The organism is Caldimonas tepidiphila (assembly GCF_003569765.1).
Classification (GTDB): Bacteria; Pseudomonadota; Gammaproteobacteria; order Burkholderiales; family Burkholderiaceae_C; genus Caldimonas; species Caldimonas tepidiphila.
This window is the reverse complement of record NZ_KZ983957.1, coordinates 1-13,474: the sequence shown is the minus strand read 5'-3', so window position 1 is coordinate 13,474 and position 13,474 is coordinate 1. Positions and strand designations below refer to the sequence as shown.

Sequence of the window (13,474 nt, the reverse complement as noted above, 5' to 3'; positions counted from 1 at the left end):
CAGGACGGGAGCGGCGGCGCTGCGCCGCCGGGCGCTCAGGGCGTGACCGGCACGAGGAAATCCCGCCCGATGCGCACGCCGAGGTCGTTGATGCGCTCCAGGAAGTGGCTCAGGTAGGCGTGCAGCCCGGTGGCGCGGATCTCGTCGATGCGGCCGAACGCGAGATCGGCCTGCAATCGGCCTGCCCGCCGCAGCGTCTCGCCCGACTGCTCGCTGGCGACGCGCTCGAGGTTGCGCACCAGCTCGCCCACGCAGGCGGACAGCGAGCGCGGCATGTCGCGGCGCAGCATCAGCAGCTCCAGCACCTTCTCCGGCTCGATCACGTCGCGGTAGACGCGCCGGTAGACCTCGAAGCCGGACATCGAGCGCAGGATCGCCGACCAGTGGTAGAAGTCCTGGCGCCCGGGCGCGCGCGGCGCCTCGTGCAGCTGCGGGGCGGTACCGGCGGGCTCCTCGCGGAAGCTCACGTCGAGCAGCCGCGCGGTGTTGTCGGCGCGCTCCAGGAAGGTGCCGATGCGCAGGAAGTGGTAGGCCTCGTCCTGCAGCATCGTGCCGGTGGTGACGCCGCGCGACAGGTGCGAGCGCAGCTTGACCCACTCGAACAGCGCGGTCGGGTCGCTGCGCCATTGCCCGCCGGCGCTCAGGCGGCCGAACTCCAGCCAGCTCTGGTTGACGGTCTCCCACACCTCGGTGGTGAGCGCGCCGCGCACCGCGCGCGCGTTCTCGCGCGCCGCGCGCAGGCAGGAGGCGATGTTGAACGGGTTGTTCGCGTCGACCACCATGAACTCGAGCACCGCGGCGCCCTCGACCTGCGCATGATGGCGCCGGTACTCCGCGCCGAGCGCGCAGATGCCCAGCAGCGCCTCCCAACCGCGTCGCGCCTGCTGCGGCGACTGCGGCAGCAGCCGCGCCTGGTGCTGCACGTCGAGCATGCGGGCGATGTTCTCGGCCCGCTCCATGTAGCGGGCCATCCAGTAGAGATGATCGGCGGTGCGCGACAGCAAGGGCTCTCTCCTCCTGAGCAGGGCCGCCCCGGCGGGCGGACTCGTCCACGAAACACCGGGAAGGGGCGCCGGCACCAGGCTGGTGCGGTGGCCGCCCGCGCTGCGCGACAGGCAGGGCATCCCGGCCCTCCGGGGCCCGCGATCGCAAGTTCCGGGCCGCGGCCGGTGCCTCGGGTACGTTTCCTGCCGCGGCTCCTCTGCCCTGCCGTCCGGGAGTCCGCCGTGAACCCTCGCCCGTCCGCACTCGAGCCCCAGCCCGTCGCCGCGCCGATGCCCGCGGCGCTGCTGCGCCGCGCCTACCGCTGCCGCTGCGGCCGGCCGGTGTTCTTCCGCAACAGCGTCTGCCTCGCCTGCGAGACGCCGCTCGGCTACGACCCCCGGGCCGCGCGGCTGCTGCCGCTCGAGCCGGGCCGTGTCGACGGCACCTGGGTGCCGGTGGGCGAGCCGGGCAGGCGCGTGCTCTACCGGCGCTGCGGCAATTTCGCATCGCCCGCGGCCTGCAACTGGCTGATCCGCTGCGACGCGCAGGGGCGCAGCGCGCAGCCGCTGTGCCCCTCGTGCAACCTGAACCGCACCATTCCCGACCTGACGGTGCCGGGCAACGAGCTGCTGTGGCAGAAGGTGGAGATCGCCAAGCGGCGGCTGGTGTCGGAGCTGATGGCGCTCGGGCTGCAGGTGCGCTCCCGGCTCAACGAGGACCCCGAGCGCGGCCTCGCCTTCGACGTGATGCAGAGCGTGCCGGGCGGACCGGCCGTGATGACGGGGCACGCCGACGGCGTCATCACGCTCAACCTCGACGAGGCGGACGACGCCAAGCGCGAGGGCACGCGCGCGCAGATGCAGGAGCCCTACCGCACGCTGCTCGGCCACCTGCGCCACGAGGTCGGCCACTACTACTGGGACCGGCTGGTGTTCCGCAGCCACTGGCTGGAGCCCTTCCGGGCGCTGTTCGGCGACGAGCGCGAGGACTACGGCGAGGCGCTCCAGCGCCACTACGCGAACGGCCCCCGCCCCGACTGGCCGCAGCGCCACGTGAGCGCCTACGCGAGCTCGCACCCCTGGGAGGACTGGGCCGAGAGCTGGGCGCACTACCTGCACATGGTGGACACGCTCGGCACCGCGGCGAGCTTCGGCGTCAGCAGCGCCGACGTGGAGCTGCAGTGCGAGCCCTTCGTCGAGACCGCGCTGTCGCTGCCCGACGACCCGCAGGGGCCCGCCTTCCTCGCCTTCATCAACGACTGGGTGGGGCTGAGCGCGGTGCTCAACGAGCTCGCGCGCAGCATGGGCCAGCCCGACCTCTACCCCTTCGTGCTGTCGGTCGACGCGGTGCGCAAGCTGCACTTCGTGCACCGCGTCGTCGCCGACGCGATCGGGCACGGCGGCGAGCTGCCCGAGACCGACGCCGCGCAGGACGAGGCGGCGGTGGAGGACGGCGGCGCTCCCGCGCAGCCGCCCGAGACCGGGCCGGCGCCGCTCAGCCCAGCTTGAGCAGGCGCACCGCGTTCTCCTTGAGGATCAGCGGCTTCACCTCGGGCCGGAAGCCGGCCTCGTCGAAGTCCTTCATCCAGCGCTCGGGCGTGATGAGCGGGTAGTCGCTGCCGAAGAGCATGCGGTCCTTCAGCAGCGTGTTGGCGTACTGCACGAGCTGGGGCGGGAAGTACTTCGGGCTCCAGCCCGAGAGGTCGATCCAGATGTTGGGCTTGTGCAGCGCCAGCGACAGCGCCTCGTCCTGCCAGGGCCAGCTCGGGTGCGCGATGACGATCTCCATGTCGGGGAAGTCGATCGCGACGTTCTCGAGGTGCATCGGGTTGGACAGCTCGATGCGCAGCCCGCCGCCGCAGCGCATGCCGCTGCCGATGCCCGAGTGACCGCTGTGGAAGATCGCCGGCAGCTTGTGCTCGGCGATCACCTCGTACAGCGGCCAGGCCATGCGGTCGTAGGGGTGGAAGCCCTGCACCGTCGGGTGGAACTTGAAGCCCTTGACGCCCTCCTCGGCGATCAGCCGGCGCGCCTCGCGCGCGCCCATCTTCCCCTTGTGGGGGTCGATCGAGCCGAAGGCGATCATCATGTCGCTGTTCTTGCGCGCGGCCTCGGCGATCTCCTCGTTCGGGATGCGGCGCCGCCCGAGCTGCGCCTCGGAGTCGACGGTGAACATCACCAGGCCGATCTTGCGCTCGCGGAAATAGCTCACCGTCTCCTCGATGGTCGGGCGGCGGTTGGAGCGGAAGTACTTGTCGGCGGCGCGGTCGTACTCCTCGCCGTAGTTGTCGAAGGGGTTCCAGCACGACACCTCGGCGTGCGTGTGGATGTCGATGGCGATCAGGTCCTGGATGTTCACGAAGGCTCCATGGATGCAAGGGACGGAAAGGGAAAAGGCGTGCGTCCCGGCCCCCGCGCGGGACGCACGCCGCGAGGGCGTGCTCAGTCCTCGATCATGAGGGCAGCTCGCAACTGAAGCTCGCAGCATCCTCGATGCTGCCGCTGCCTTTGTAGGTCGCGACGCGCGGCCAGGCGCACAGCGGCCGGGTGCGGCCGGCGAAGGCGGCGGCGTCGGCGTTGCCCGGGCGGGCGGTGGCCAGCAGGCTGTCGGGCGCGGTGCCCTTCTCGACCCACTGCACCATCGCGCTGAGCGCGTCGAACTGGTCGGTGGCCGGGCCGCCCGAGCAGTGGTTCATGCCCGGCACCGTGAACAGCCGCGCGAAGCTCGCGGCGTTGCCGCCGTGCGTGCTGTTGAGCTCCTCGTACCAGCGGACCGTGTCGTTGAGCGAGAACACCGGGTCCGAGTTGCCGTGGTAGACGAGCAGCTTGCCGCCGCGGTCGCGGAAGGCCTGCAGCCGCGTCGCCTGCGGCGGCGTCATGAACGACATCGACGACTCGCCGTAGAGGCCGGACGTGGCGAAGATCCCCGGCGCCTGCGTGTCGAAGTCGAAGTTCAGCAGGTAGTCGAACACGGCGCTACCCTCGGGCCGCTCGGGCGGCGTCATGAAGACGTAGGGCAGGGAGCCGCCGCCGAGCGTGGCGATGATCGCGTTGGGCTGCGCGGTGGCCGAGGTGCCCATCTTCCAGATGCGCCAGCCGAAGGTGTGCACGCCGGCATCCCAGGACCAGTCGGCGTAGAGCGGCCGGGCGCCGCTGTCGGTCGGTCCGGCGAAGATCTTCTGCAGCGCGCCGACCTTGGCGGCCGTCAGGCAGCCGGCCTCGGGCGTGCTGCCGCACTGCAGGCTCGCGGGCTGGAACGCGGTCTGGCAGGCCCGCACCGCGTTGACCATGCCGTCCGTTGCGCCGTCGAGCCGGTCGCAGGCGTCGAGCACCTTGCGGCTCACGTAGGCCATCTCCTCGTTGGTGAAGGCCTGCGCGATCACCGGCTTGCCGTCGACGAGCGGCGCCACCGAGGCCAGCGCCTGCACGTCCCACGCATGCTGCACCGCGGACTTCGGCAGGTTGAAGCCGGGGTTGCCGGCGACGATGCCGTCGAACTGGTCGGCGAAGCGCGAGGCGGCCACCATCGCCTGCCGGCCGCCGTTGGAGCAGCCGGCGAAGTAGGAGCGATCCGGCCCCTGCCCGTAATGGCGCTTGAGCAACTCCTTGGCCACCGGCGTGACGCGGCCGACCGCGTTGTAGCCGTAGTCCACGCGGGCCTGCGGATCGAGCCCGAACAGCGCTCCGCCCACCACGGGCGCGCTCTCGGAGGTGTGGCCGCCGTCGGTGCTGACCACCGCGAAGCCCATCGTCAGCGCGTTGGTCGTCGCGCCGCCGCCCGACAGGGTGCCGACGGCCGGCTGCACCGAGCCGTCGGTGCCGCCGCCGCCCTGGAACAGGAAGCGGCCGTTCCACTGCGCCGGCATGCGCAGCTCGAACCCGATCCCGTAGGGCTTGCCGTCCACCGTGCTGGTGCGCTCGTCGAGCTGGCCCTGGAGGCGGCAGTGCGTCGGCAGTGCCTGCGCCGCCCCCGTGGGCGTGACGGCGCCCGCAGCCACCGTCTCGACCTGCGTGACCCGCAACCCGGCGAGGCCCAGCGAGGCGGTATTGATGTCGGCGCAGGCCAGCCGCGCGGGCCCCGGGGGGGCCGGATCGTTGTCGCCCCCACAGCCGGCAAGCGCCATCGCAGCCAGACCGGCCGCGCTCAGGCGTGAAAGTTGGAACATCGCTTGTCTCCTTGAACGGTCTTCTCGTCACGCCGCTTCCGGCGGCAGGGTAGCTCCGACCTTCAGCCCCCGCAAATGCTTAGATTATTGAATGATTCTGCTCAAGACGCCTAGGGTTTACACGCACAAGAACCCGCACCGTCTTTGATGTTCGCGGGTAAACCCGCAGCGACAAGCCGGAGCACTTAATTAAAACTCTGAAGCATTCACCTTTCGCCGGCCCCGCCGGCCCCATTCCGAATCGCTTATGAGTCCCGAGCTGATCCCCGGCGCCGCGGCGCCCTCCCCGTCCGAGCTGCTGAAGCTGTCCTTCGACGGCCCGGTGGCGCACCTGCGGCTGAACCGGCCGGCCAAGCGCAACGCGCTCAACGACCCGCTGGTCGCGGCGATCCACACCGCCTTCATCAACCTGCCGGCCGAGGTGCGGGTCGTCGTGATCAGCGGCGAGGGCGAGCACTTCTGCGCCGGGCTCGACCTGTCGGAGCTGAGCGAGCGCAGCGTCGCCGAGGGCATCGCGCACTCGCGCAGCTGGCACGCGGCCTTCGACGCGCTGCAGTTCGGCCGCGTGCCGGTGATCGCGGTGCTGCACGGCGCGGTGGTCGGCGGCGGGCTGGAGCTCGCGTCCGCGGCGCACATCCGTGTCGCCGAGGCGAGCACCTTCTACGGCCTGCCCGAGGGCCAGCGCGGCCTCTTCGTCGGCGGCGGCGGCTCGGCGCGCGTGCCGCGCCTGATCGGCGCGTCACGCATGACCGACATGATGCTCACCGGCCGCGTGTTTGATGCGGAGGAGGGCCAGCAGATCGGCCTGTCGCACTACCGCGTCGCGGACGGCGCCGGGCTCGACAAGGCGATGGAGCTCGCGCGCAAGGTGGCCGCCAACGCGCCGCTGTCGAACTTCGCGGTGATGCAGGCGCTGCCGCGCATCGCCGAAATGCCGCAGTCCCAGGGCCTGTTCGTCGAGTCGCTGATGGCGGCGATCGCGCAGGGCGACGAGGCCGCGAAGGACCGCATGCGCGCCTTCCTCGAGGGCCGCGCCGGCAAGGTCGCCAAGGGCTGAACGCCGAGGCGCACAGGAGGAGACGGATGATGAACGACCAACCCCGCTACCGCGAGGTCTCGATCGGCGGCTGCATCGAGGCCACCGCGACGACCGAGGGCGAGGCCCTCGTGCTGCGCTCGACCGAGCCGCTCGGGCCCTTCCCCGACCGGCTGTCGGACTGCCTGGAACGCTGGGCCGCCGAGGCGCCGGAGCGCACGCTCGTGGCCAAGCGCGAGGACGGCGGCGAGTGGCGGCGCCTGAGCTTCGCGCAGGTGCTCGAGCGCGCGCGTGCCGTGGGCCAGGCGCTCGTCGAGCGCGGGCTGTCGGTGGACCGCCCGGTGGCGATCCTGTCGGACAACGATCTCGAGCACTTCACGCTCGCGATGGGCGCGATGTGGGCGGGCGTGCCCTACGTGCCGGTCTCGCCGGCGTACTCGCTGGTGTCGCAGGACCACGCCAAGCTCAGGCACATCCTCGGCACCGTGACGCCGGGGCTGGTGTTCGTCGCGCAGGCCGAGCCGTTCGCGCGCGCCGTCGCGGCAGCCGTGCCCGCCGACGTCGAGGTGGTCGCGACGCGCGGCACGCTGGAGGGCCGCGCGGTGACGCCCTTCGAGGCGCTGCTCGCCACGCAGCCCGGCCCCCGGGTCGACGCCGCGCATGCCGCGACCGGCCCGGACACGATCGTGAAGTTCCTGTTCACGTCCGGCTCGACCAAGGCTCCGAAGGGAGTCGTGAACACCCACCGCATGATGTGCGCCAACCAGCAGATGCTGCGCCAGAGCCTGCGCTTCCTCGCCGAGGAGCCGCCGGTGCTGGTGGACTGGCTGCCCTGGAACCACACCTTCGGCGGCAACCACAACATCGGCATCGTGCTCTACAACGGCGGCACGCTCTACATCGACGAGGGCAAGCCCACCGCCGCCGGCATCAAGGAGACGCTGCGCAACCTGCGCGAGATCTCGCCCACCGTCTACTTCAACGTCCCGAAGGGCTTCGAGGAGATCGCCGCCGCGATGGAGGAGGACGCGCAGCTGCGCGAGGCGCTGTTCCGCCGCGTGAAGGCCTTCTTCTACTCGGGCGCCGGGCTGTCGCAGGCAGTGTGGGACCGGCTCGACCGGCTCGGCGAGGAGACCGTCGGCGAGCGCATCCCGGTGATGACGGGCCTCGGGATGACCGAGACCGCGCCCTCGTGCACCTTCGCGCTCAAGCCCGGCATCCAGTCCGGCCACATCGGCCTGCCCTGCCCCGGCGTCGAGGTGAAACTCGTGCCGGTCGACGACAAGACCGAGATCCGCTTTCGCGGCCCGAACGTGATGCCCGGCTACTGGCGGGCTCCCGAGCAGACCGCCGAGGCCTTCGACGAGGACGGCTACTACCGCACCGGCGACGCGGTGAAGGCGATCGATGCGCTGCACCCCGAGCGCGGGCTGATGTTCGACGGCCGCATCGCCGAGGACTTCAAGCTCTCGACCGGCACCTTCGTCAGCGTCGGACCGCTGCGCGCGAAGGTCATCCTCGCGGGCGCGCCCTGCGTGCAGGACGCGGTCGTCACCGGCCTGAACCGCGACGACATCGGCCTGCTGCTCTTCCCGCGCATCGACGAGTGCCGCAAGCTCGCCGGACTGCCGGCGGCCACGCCCGTCCCCGAGGTGCTGCACCACCCGCAAGTGCGCGAGTTCTTCCAGCGGCTGGTGGATCGGCTGTGGGCCGAGGGCACCGGCAGCGCCAACCGCGTGGCGCGCGCGCACGTGCTGGCCGAGCCGCCGGCGCTCGACCGCGGCGAGATCACCGACAAGGGCTCGATCAACCAGCGCGCGGTGCTGACGCACCGCGCCGCGCTGGTCGAGGCGCTGTACGAGGGCGCGGGCTCGGATCCCTGGGTGATCCTGCCGCGCAAGGGCTGAACACGCCCACACAGGAGACGGACACGATGAAACTGCAAGGACAGGCCGCCCTCGTCACCGGCGGCGCCTCCGGCCTCGGCGCCGAGACCGCCCGCGAGCTCGCCCGCCAGGGCGCGCGCGTCGCGGTGCTCGACGTGAACATGGAAGCCGGCGAGGCGCTGGCCCGCGAGATCGGCGGCATCGCGCTCGCCTGCGACATCACGTCGAGCGACAGCGTGCAGCAGGCGCTGGCCGCAGCCCGCGAGGCGCACGGCCCGGCTCGCATCCTGATGAACGTCGCCGGCATCGGCGGCGCCAAGCGCTTGGTCGCGAAGGACGGCACGCCGATGCCGCTCGAGGATTTCAGGCGCATCATCGACGTGAACCTCGTCGGCACCTTCAACATGATCCGGCTCGCCGCGGCGCAGATGGTCGCGCTCGAGCCGCTCGAGGACGGCGAGCGCGGCGTGATCGTCTGCACCGCCTCGGTGGCGGCCTTCGACGGCCAAGTCGGCCAGGAGGCCTACGCGGCGTCCAAGGGCGGGCTCGTGTCGCTGACGCTGCCGCTGGCGCGCGACCTCGCGCAGTTCGGCGTGCGCGTCGTGACGATCGCGCCGGGCCTGTTCCTCACGCCGCTGCTCCACAAGCTGCCCGAGGAGGTGCAGGCCTCGCTCGCCGCGTCGATCCCCTTCCCGAAACGCCTCGGCAAGCCCGAGGAATTCGCGCAGCTCGCCGCGCACGTCGTCACGAACGCCTCGCTCAACGGCGAGGTGATCCGTCTCGACGGCGCGCTGCGGCTGCCCCCGCGCTGAAGCCCCCCAAAGAAACCATATTCGGAGACAAACCATGACCCTCGATCGCAGACAGTTCCTGGCCGCCGGCGGCGCGATGGCGCTTTCCGGGCTGCCGTCCTTCGCGTCGGCACAGCAGCAGCCTCTCCTCGAGCAGACGCGCGTGCTGTGCGGCTTCCCGGCCGGGGGCACCACCGACGCGGTCTCGCGCCGCATCGCCGACAAGCTACGCGGCAGCTTCGCGAAGACGGCGCTGGTGGAGAACAAGCCCGGCGTCGGCGGCCGCCTGGCAGTGGAGGAACTGACCCGCAGCGCGGCGGACGGCAGCACGATGCTGCTGACGCCAGCCTCGATGATCACGCTCTACCCGCACATCTACCGCAAGATCAACTACGGCATCGAGGACGTGGCGCCGGTGGCCGCCGTCTGCACGATCCACTTCGCCTTCGCGGTCGGCCCCGCGGTGCCGGAGTCCGTGCGCACGCTGGCGGACTTCCTCGCCTGGGCCAAGACCCGGCCGGGGCAGGCGAGCTACGCGACGCCCGGCGCGGGCTCGGTCCCCCATTTCGTCGCGGCGCTGCTGGCAAAGGAAAGCGGCGTCGATTTGAACCACGTCCCCTACCGTGGCTCGGCCCCCGGCGTGCAGGACCTGCTCGGCGGCCAGATCGCGGCGATGAGCTCCCCCCTCGGCGACCACCTGCCGCACATGAAGAGCGGCAAGGTGCGGGTGCTGGCGACCTCCGGTCCGCAACGCTCGCGCTTCGCGCCCGAGGTGCCGACCTATGCCGAGCTGGGCTTCAAGGGGCTGACGATGCAGGAGTGGTACGGCTTCTTCCTGCCGTCCAAGACCCCGGCGGAAGTCGTCAATCGTGCGGCCGCGGCCCTGCGCGCTGCCACGGCCTCACAGGACGTGATCGACGGTTTCGCGCAACTCGGCTTGGAGACCGCCTACACCGGGCCGGCGGACCTCGCGAAGGCGATCCGCCAGGAGAACGCCGGCTGGGGCCCGATCGTCCAGCGCATCGGCTTCACGCCCGAGACCTGAACGGCGCCTTAAACGGGAGGCACGCCGCGAAGCCCTGCGGCGCTGCTCCCCCGGCGATCGCATCCGGCCGCTGCGTCGCCACCGGCACTGCCAGGAAGGAACGAGACATGTGGAGCTACGAGGCGCCGCTCGCCGAGATGCGGTTCGTGATCGAGGAGGTGCTGCAGGCGCCCGGGCAGTGGCGGCAGATGCCGCAGTTCGAGGAGCTCGATGCCGAGATGGCGCGGCAGATCCTCGAGGAAGCCGCGAAGTTCGCGTCCGGCGTGCTCGCGCCGCTCAACGGCGCCGCCGACCTGGAGGGCTGCAGCTGGCGCGAAGGCGAGGTGCGCACGCCGCAGGGCTTCCCCGCCGCCTACCGTGCCTTCGTCGCGGGCGGCTGGCCGGCGCTCGCCTGCGACCCCGCCTGGGGCGGACAGGGCCTGCCGCAATTGCTGAGCATGGCCCTCACCGAGATGCTCGCGTCGGCCAACCATGCGTGGATGATGTATCCGGGCCTCGCCCACGGCGCCTACGAGTGCCTGAAGGCGCACGGCACGCCCGAGCTGCAGCAGCGCTACCTGCCGAAGATCGTCAGCGGCGAATGGCTCGCGACGATGTGCCTGACCGAATCCCATGCCGGCAGCGACCTCGGCCTGCTGCGCACCCGCGCCGAGCCGCTGGACACGGCGGCAGCCGCGTCGGGGGGCGAGCTGCGCGTGACGGGCAGCAAGATCTTCATTTCCGGCGGCGAGCACGACCTGAGCGACAACATCGTCCACCTCGTGCTCTGCCGCCTGCCCGGCGCGCCGGCCGGCTCCAGGGGCCTGTCGCTCGCGCTGGTGCCGAAGCTGCTGCCCGACGGCCGGCGCAACGCGGTGCGCTGCACCGGCATCGAGAAGAAGATGGGGCTCAAGGGCAGCGCCACTTGCGCGATGAGCTTCGAGGGCGCGAGCGGCTGGCTGGTCGGCGAGCCGCACCGCGGGCTCGCCGCGATGTTCCTGATGATGAACGCTGCGCGCGTGCAGGTGGCGATGCAGGGGCTCGGCCACCTCGAGGCGGCGACGCAGAACGCACGCCGCTATGCCGCGGAACGCGTGCAGATGCGCGCACCGCGCCGCCCCGAGGGCGCCCCCGCTGCCCCCGCCGACCCGATCGCCTTCCACCCCGCGGTGCGCCGCACGCTGCTCACGCTCCAGGCCCGCACCGAGGCGCAGCGCATGATGGCCTACCGCGGCGCGCAGCTGCTCGACGAAGCGCACCATCATCCCGATCCGGCGCGGCGCGAGCGCGCCGAGGCGCTGGCCTCGGTGCTCACGCCGGTGCTGAAGGCCTTCCTGACGCATCACGGCCATCACGGCGCCGACGCCGCGTTGCAGGTCTGGGGCGGCCACGGCTACGTGCACGACTACGGCATCGAGCAGAGCGTGCGCGACAGCCGCGTCGCGATGATCTACGAGGGCACCAACGAGATCCAGGCCATCGACCTGCTGCAGCGCAAGGTGCTCGACGACGGCGGCCGCCGCTTCGGGCTGTGGCTCGAGGAGATCGGGGACGAAGCGCGGCGCTGCGAGGCGCTCGCGCCCTTGCGCGCCGCCGCGGGAGCGCTGCGGCAGGGCCTGTCCGGCCTGCGCGAGCTTGCAGCGGCGCTGGCTGCGGCGCGCGAGACCGATGCGGAAGCCCCGCTGCGCGCGGCCGACGACTTCCTGCATGCCTTCGGCAGCCTGCTCGAGGGCTGGGCCTGGGCCGCGACGGCGCGCGCGGCCCTGCGGCATGAGGACCGCCGGCACGCGAGGCGGCTCGAGGTCGCCCGCTTCGGGCTGGAATGGCTGCTCCCCGGCATCGAGCACCACCTGAGGCTCGCATCCGTCGCCAGCCGTGCCGAGCTGCCCTGGGCGGATTGAGATGAGCTGGCAGAGCTTCTCGAGCGACTACACCGACGGCGCGGAAACGGGCAAGGGGGACCGCTACACTGCGCACGCCATGTCCGACACCTCATCGCCTGCCGACGCCCACCGCTCGCCCGGGGGCCTGGATCACAGCCGCATGCTGCGGCTGCTCGGCTACAACCTCGCCCAGGCCGACATTCCCGCCAAGAAGGCCTTCATCAAGTACATGGGCCCGCTCGGGCTGCGGCCGGTCGAGTACACCGTGCTCACGCTCGTGATGTCGAACGAGAACGTCACGCAGAAGCAGCTGTCGCAGGCGCTGAGCGTCTCGGCGCCCAACATGACGCTGCTGCTCGACCGCCTCGAGGAACGGCGGCTGATCAGCCGCACCCGCAGCGAGGCCGACCGGCGCATGCAGATCATCGCGCTGACGGAGCAGGGGCAGGAACTGATGCGTCGCGCCGAGGAGATCTCGGTGACGATGGAGAAGGAGATCCTGCGCCACCTCACGCCCGCGGAACGCGCGATCCTGTTCGAGCTGCTGCAGAAGGTCGCTGCGCACCGGCGGGTCTGAGCCCGCGCGGGGCGACTCTCACGCGCAACGGTCCTCGCGCCGCGCCGGCGCGTCGAGCCAGCGCAGCATCTCGTCGAACACCGCCTCGCGGCAGATCATCTGCACGTGCGCCGCACCGTCGACGTGGCGGTTGTCGGCGCCGGGCAGCATCGCGGTGGACGCCGGGAACACCACGTTGTCGCAGTGACTCCAGAAGCAGGTGAAGGCCGCGTAGCGGGCGGGCGACTCGTCCCGTCGCAGCGCCTGCAGCCATTCGCTGTCGATCGCCATCTGCCGCGGTCCCCGCGTGAGCGACAGGCGCGTGAGCCAGGTGCCGCGATGCGGCGTGCCGATCGTGATGACGCGCTGCACCCGACCGTCGCCGTCCATGGCCCGCAGCCAGGCCCTTGCGGCCAGTCCGCCCATGCTGTGCGCGACCAGCACCGGAGCCAGGCCGGTGCTGCGCTCCAGCGTTGCCACCGCCGCCTCGATCGGCAGGGCGTAGCGGTCGATCGAGTCGAACGGGGGGTCCAGATCCACCGCGACGAAGGGAATGCCGCGAGCCTTCAAGCGGCGCATCCAGGGATTCCAGAAGGCGCGGTTGCAATGAAAACCGTGCACCAGCACCACGCCGCGCTGCTGCGTCCCTGCCGGCCCCCGGAGCATGTCCGGCACGGCATCGTGGCGGAAGGCTTGGCGACCATAGAAGACGAGCGGCATCAGCAGCGCCTCGGCCACCAGGGCCTGCAGTCGCTGCCACAGGCTGGCAGGCGGGACCTCGGGATGGCCGCGGTTGATCCAGGAGAACAGCAGAGTCTCCAGCATCAGGGCCGGGACGTGGACGAGCAGGATCGAGAAGGCCCCGAGCACGGCGAGCGCCTGCCGTCCCGAGCTCCAGAACGCGACGCCCCAGACCGCGGACAGCAGCAGCAAGGCGAGAACGGTCAGTCGCAGGAGTCGTGCGGTTCGCATCGTTCAGCGGTTCGGATCTTCCGGAAGGCCTGCAGCTTCGAGCGTGATCGGCAGCAGCGCTGGCAAGGCGTGCGCCCGCGGAATCATCGCTGCTCCTGCAGCAGGGCCGCATTCTGAGGCCCCAAAAGCAAAACCCCCGACCGCCAAATGGCGACCGGGGGTTTGGGTGTAATAGCC

General features: G+C 71.4%; 11 protein-coding genes. 7 read left to right on the top strand and 4 right to left on the bottom strand.

Annotated elements, in window-relative coordinates; genetic code table 11:
- Nucleotides 1–35: 35 nt before the first annotated feature.
- Entirely contained in the window at nt 36–1,004 is a 969-nt protein-coding gene (locus D3A59_RS00055) for an alpha-E domain-containing protein (RefSeq protein ID WP_119152890.1), read from the bottom strand.
- 222 nt (nt 1,005–1,226) lie between these two features.
- Here D3A59_RS00055 and D3A59_RS00050 point away from each other — a divergent pair, with 222 nt between their 5' ends.
- Nucleotides 1,227–2,492, top strand: coding sequence for a zinc-binding metallopeptidase family protein (locus tag D3A59_RS00050; RefSeq protein WP_240635864.1), 1,266 nt, complete (start codon nt 1,227–1,229; stop codon nt 2,490–2,492).
- On the opposite strand, the gene D3A59_RS00045 is transcribed toward D3A59_RS00050, so the two are convergent.
- Both D3A59_RS00045 and D3A59_RS00040 read right to left on the bottom strand, forming a co-directional pair.
- Complete coding sequence (locus D3A59_RS00045) at nt 2,479–3,342, bottom strand: amidohydrolase family protein (RefSeq protein WP_119152888.1); 864 nt, start codon at nt 3,340–3,342, stop codon at nt 2,479–2,481. The genes D3A59_RS00050 and D3A59_RS00045 overlap by 14 nt on opposite strands.
- Before the next feature lie 94 nt (nt 3,343–3,436).
- On the bottom strand, nt 3,437–5,149 hold the full coding sequence (locus tag D3A59_RS00040; protein ID WP_119152887.1) for a tannase/feruloyl esterase family alpha/beta hydrolase: 1,713 nt from the start codon (nt 5,147–5,149) through the stop codon (nt 3,437–3,439).
- A 247-nt stretch (nt 5,150–5,396) separates the two neighbouring features.
- On the opposite strand from D3A59_RS00040, the gene D3A59_RS00035 reads away from it, so the two are divergent.
- The 6 genes from D3A59_RS00035 to D3A59_RS00010 all read left to right on the top strand — a co-directional run bounded on the left by D3A59_RS00035 (nt 5,397) and on the right by D3A59_RS00010 (nt 12,346).
- A complete protein-coding gene (locus D3A59_RS00035) occupies nt 5,397–6,206 on the top strand; it encodes a crotonase/enoyl-CoA hydratase family protein (protein ID WP_119152886.1) in 810 nt (269 codons plus the stop codon).
- A 29-nt stretch (nt 6,207–6,235) separates the two neighbouring features.
- Nucleotides 6,236–8,092 carry a feruloyl-CoA synthase gene (locus tag D3A59_RS00030; protein WP_119152885.1) on the top strand — a complete coding sequence of 619 codons (1,857 nt, stop codon included), beginning with the start codon at nt 6,236–6,238 and terminating at the stop codon, nt 8,090–8,092.
- Nucleotides 8,093–8,118: 26 nt separating this feature from the next.
- Complete coding sequence (locus D3A59_RS00025) at nt 8,119–8,883, top strand: SDR family NAD(P)-dependent oxidoreductase (RefSeq protein ID WP_119152884.1); 765 nt, start codon at nt 8,119–8,121, stop codon at nt 8,881–8,883.
- 34 nt (nt 8,884–8,917) lie between these two features.
- Nucleotides 8,918–9,907 (top strand): Bug family tripartite tricarboxylate transporter substrate binding protein, encoded by a 990-nt coding sequence (locus tag D3A59_RS00020; RefSeq protein ID WP_119152883.1) that lies wholly within the window; start codon nt 8,918–8,920, stop codon nt 9,905–9,907.
- Nucleotides 9,908–10,014: 107 nt separating this feature from the next.
- Nucleotides 10,015–11,787: an acyl-CoA dehydrogenase family protein gene (locus D3A59_RS00015; RefSeq protein WP_119152882.1), complete on the top strand. Its 1,773-nt coding sequence runs from the start codon at nt 10,015–10,017 to the stop codon at nt 11,785–11,787.
- A gap of 1 nt (nt 11,788) precedes the next feature.
- Nucleotides 11,789–12,346 carry a MarR family winged helix-turn-helix transcriptional regulator gene (locus tag D3A59_RS00010; RefSeq protein ID WP_240635863.1) on the top strand — a complete coding sequence of 186 codons (558 nt, stop codon included), beginning with the start codon at nt 11,789–11,791 and terminating at the stop codon, nt 12,344–12,346.
- An 18-nt stretch (nt 12,347–12,364) separates the two neighbouring features.
- On the opposite strand, the gene D3A59_RS00005 is transcribed toward D3A59_RS00010, so the two are convergent.
- Nucleotides 12,365–13,297 (bottom strand): esterase/lipase family protein, encoded by a 933-nt coding sequence (locus D3A59_RS00005; protein WP_119152881.1) that lies wholly within the window; start codon nt 13,295–13,297, stop codon nt 12,365–12,367.
- Between the last annotated feature and the right edge of the window lie 177 nt (nt 13,298–13,474).

What these genes read in the sequence shown, in the direction of transcription:
- D3A59_RS00040 (WP_119152887.1), bottom strand. Translation starts at nt 5,149, where the DNA reads ATGTTCCAACTTTCACGCCTGAGCGCGGCCGGTCTGGCTGCGATGGCG.
- D3A59_RS00035 (WP_119152886.1), top strand. Translation starts at nt 5,397, where the DNA reads ATGAGTCCCGAGCTGATCCCCGGCGCCGCGGCGCCCTCCCCGTCCGAG.
- D3A59_RS00030 (WP_119152885.1), top strand. Translation starts at nt 6,236, where the DNA reads ATGAACGACCAACCCCGCTACCGCGAGGTCTCGATCGGCGGCTGCATC.
- D3A59_RS00025 (WP_119152884.1), top strand. Translation starts at nt 8,119, where the DNA reads ATGAAACTGCAAGGACAGGCCGCCCTCGTCACCGGCGGCGCCTCCGGC.
- D3A59_RS00020 (WP_119152883.1), top strand. Translation starts at nt 8,918, where the DNA reads ATGACCCTCGATCGCAGACAGTTCCTGGCCGCCGGCGGCGCGATGGCG.
- D3A59_RS00015 (WP_119152882.1), top strand. Translation starts at nt 10,015, where the DNA reads ATGTGGAGCTACGAGGCGCCGCTCGCCGAGATGCGGTTCGTGATCGAG.
- D3A59_RS00010 (WP_240635863.1), top strand. Translation starts at nt 11,789, where the DNA reads ATGAGCTGGCAGAGCTTCTCGAGCGACTACACCGACGGCGCGGAAACG.
- D3A59_RS00005 (WP_119152881.1), bottom strand. Translation starts at nt 13,297, where the DNA reads ATGCGAACCGCACGACTCCTGCGACTGACCGTTCTCGCCTTGCTGCTG.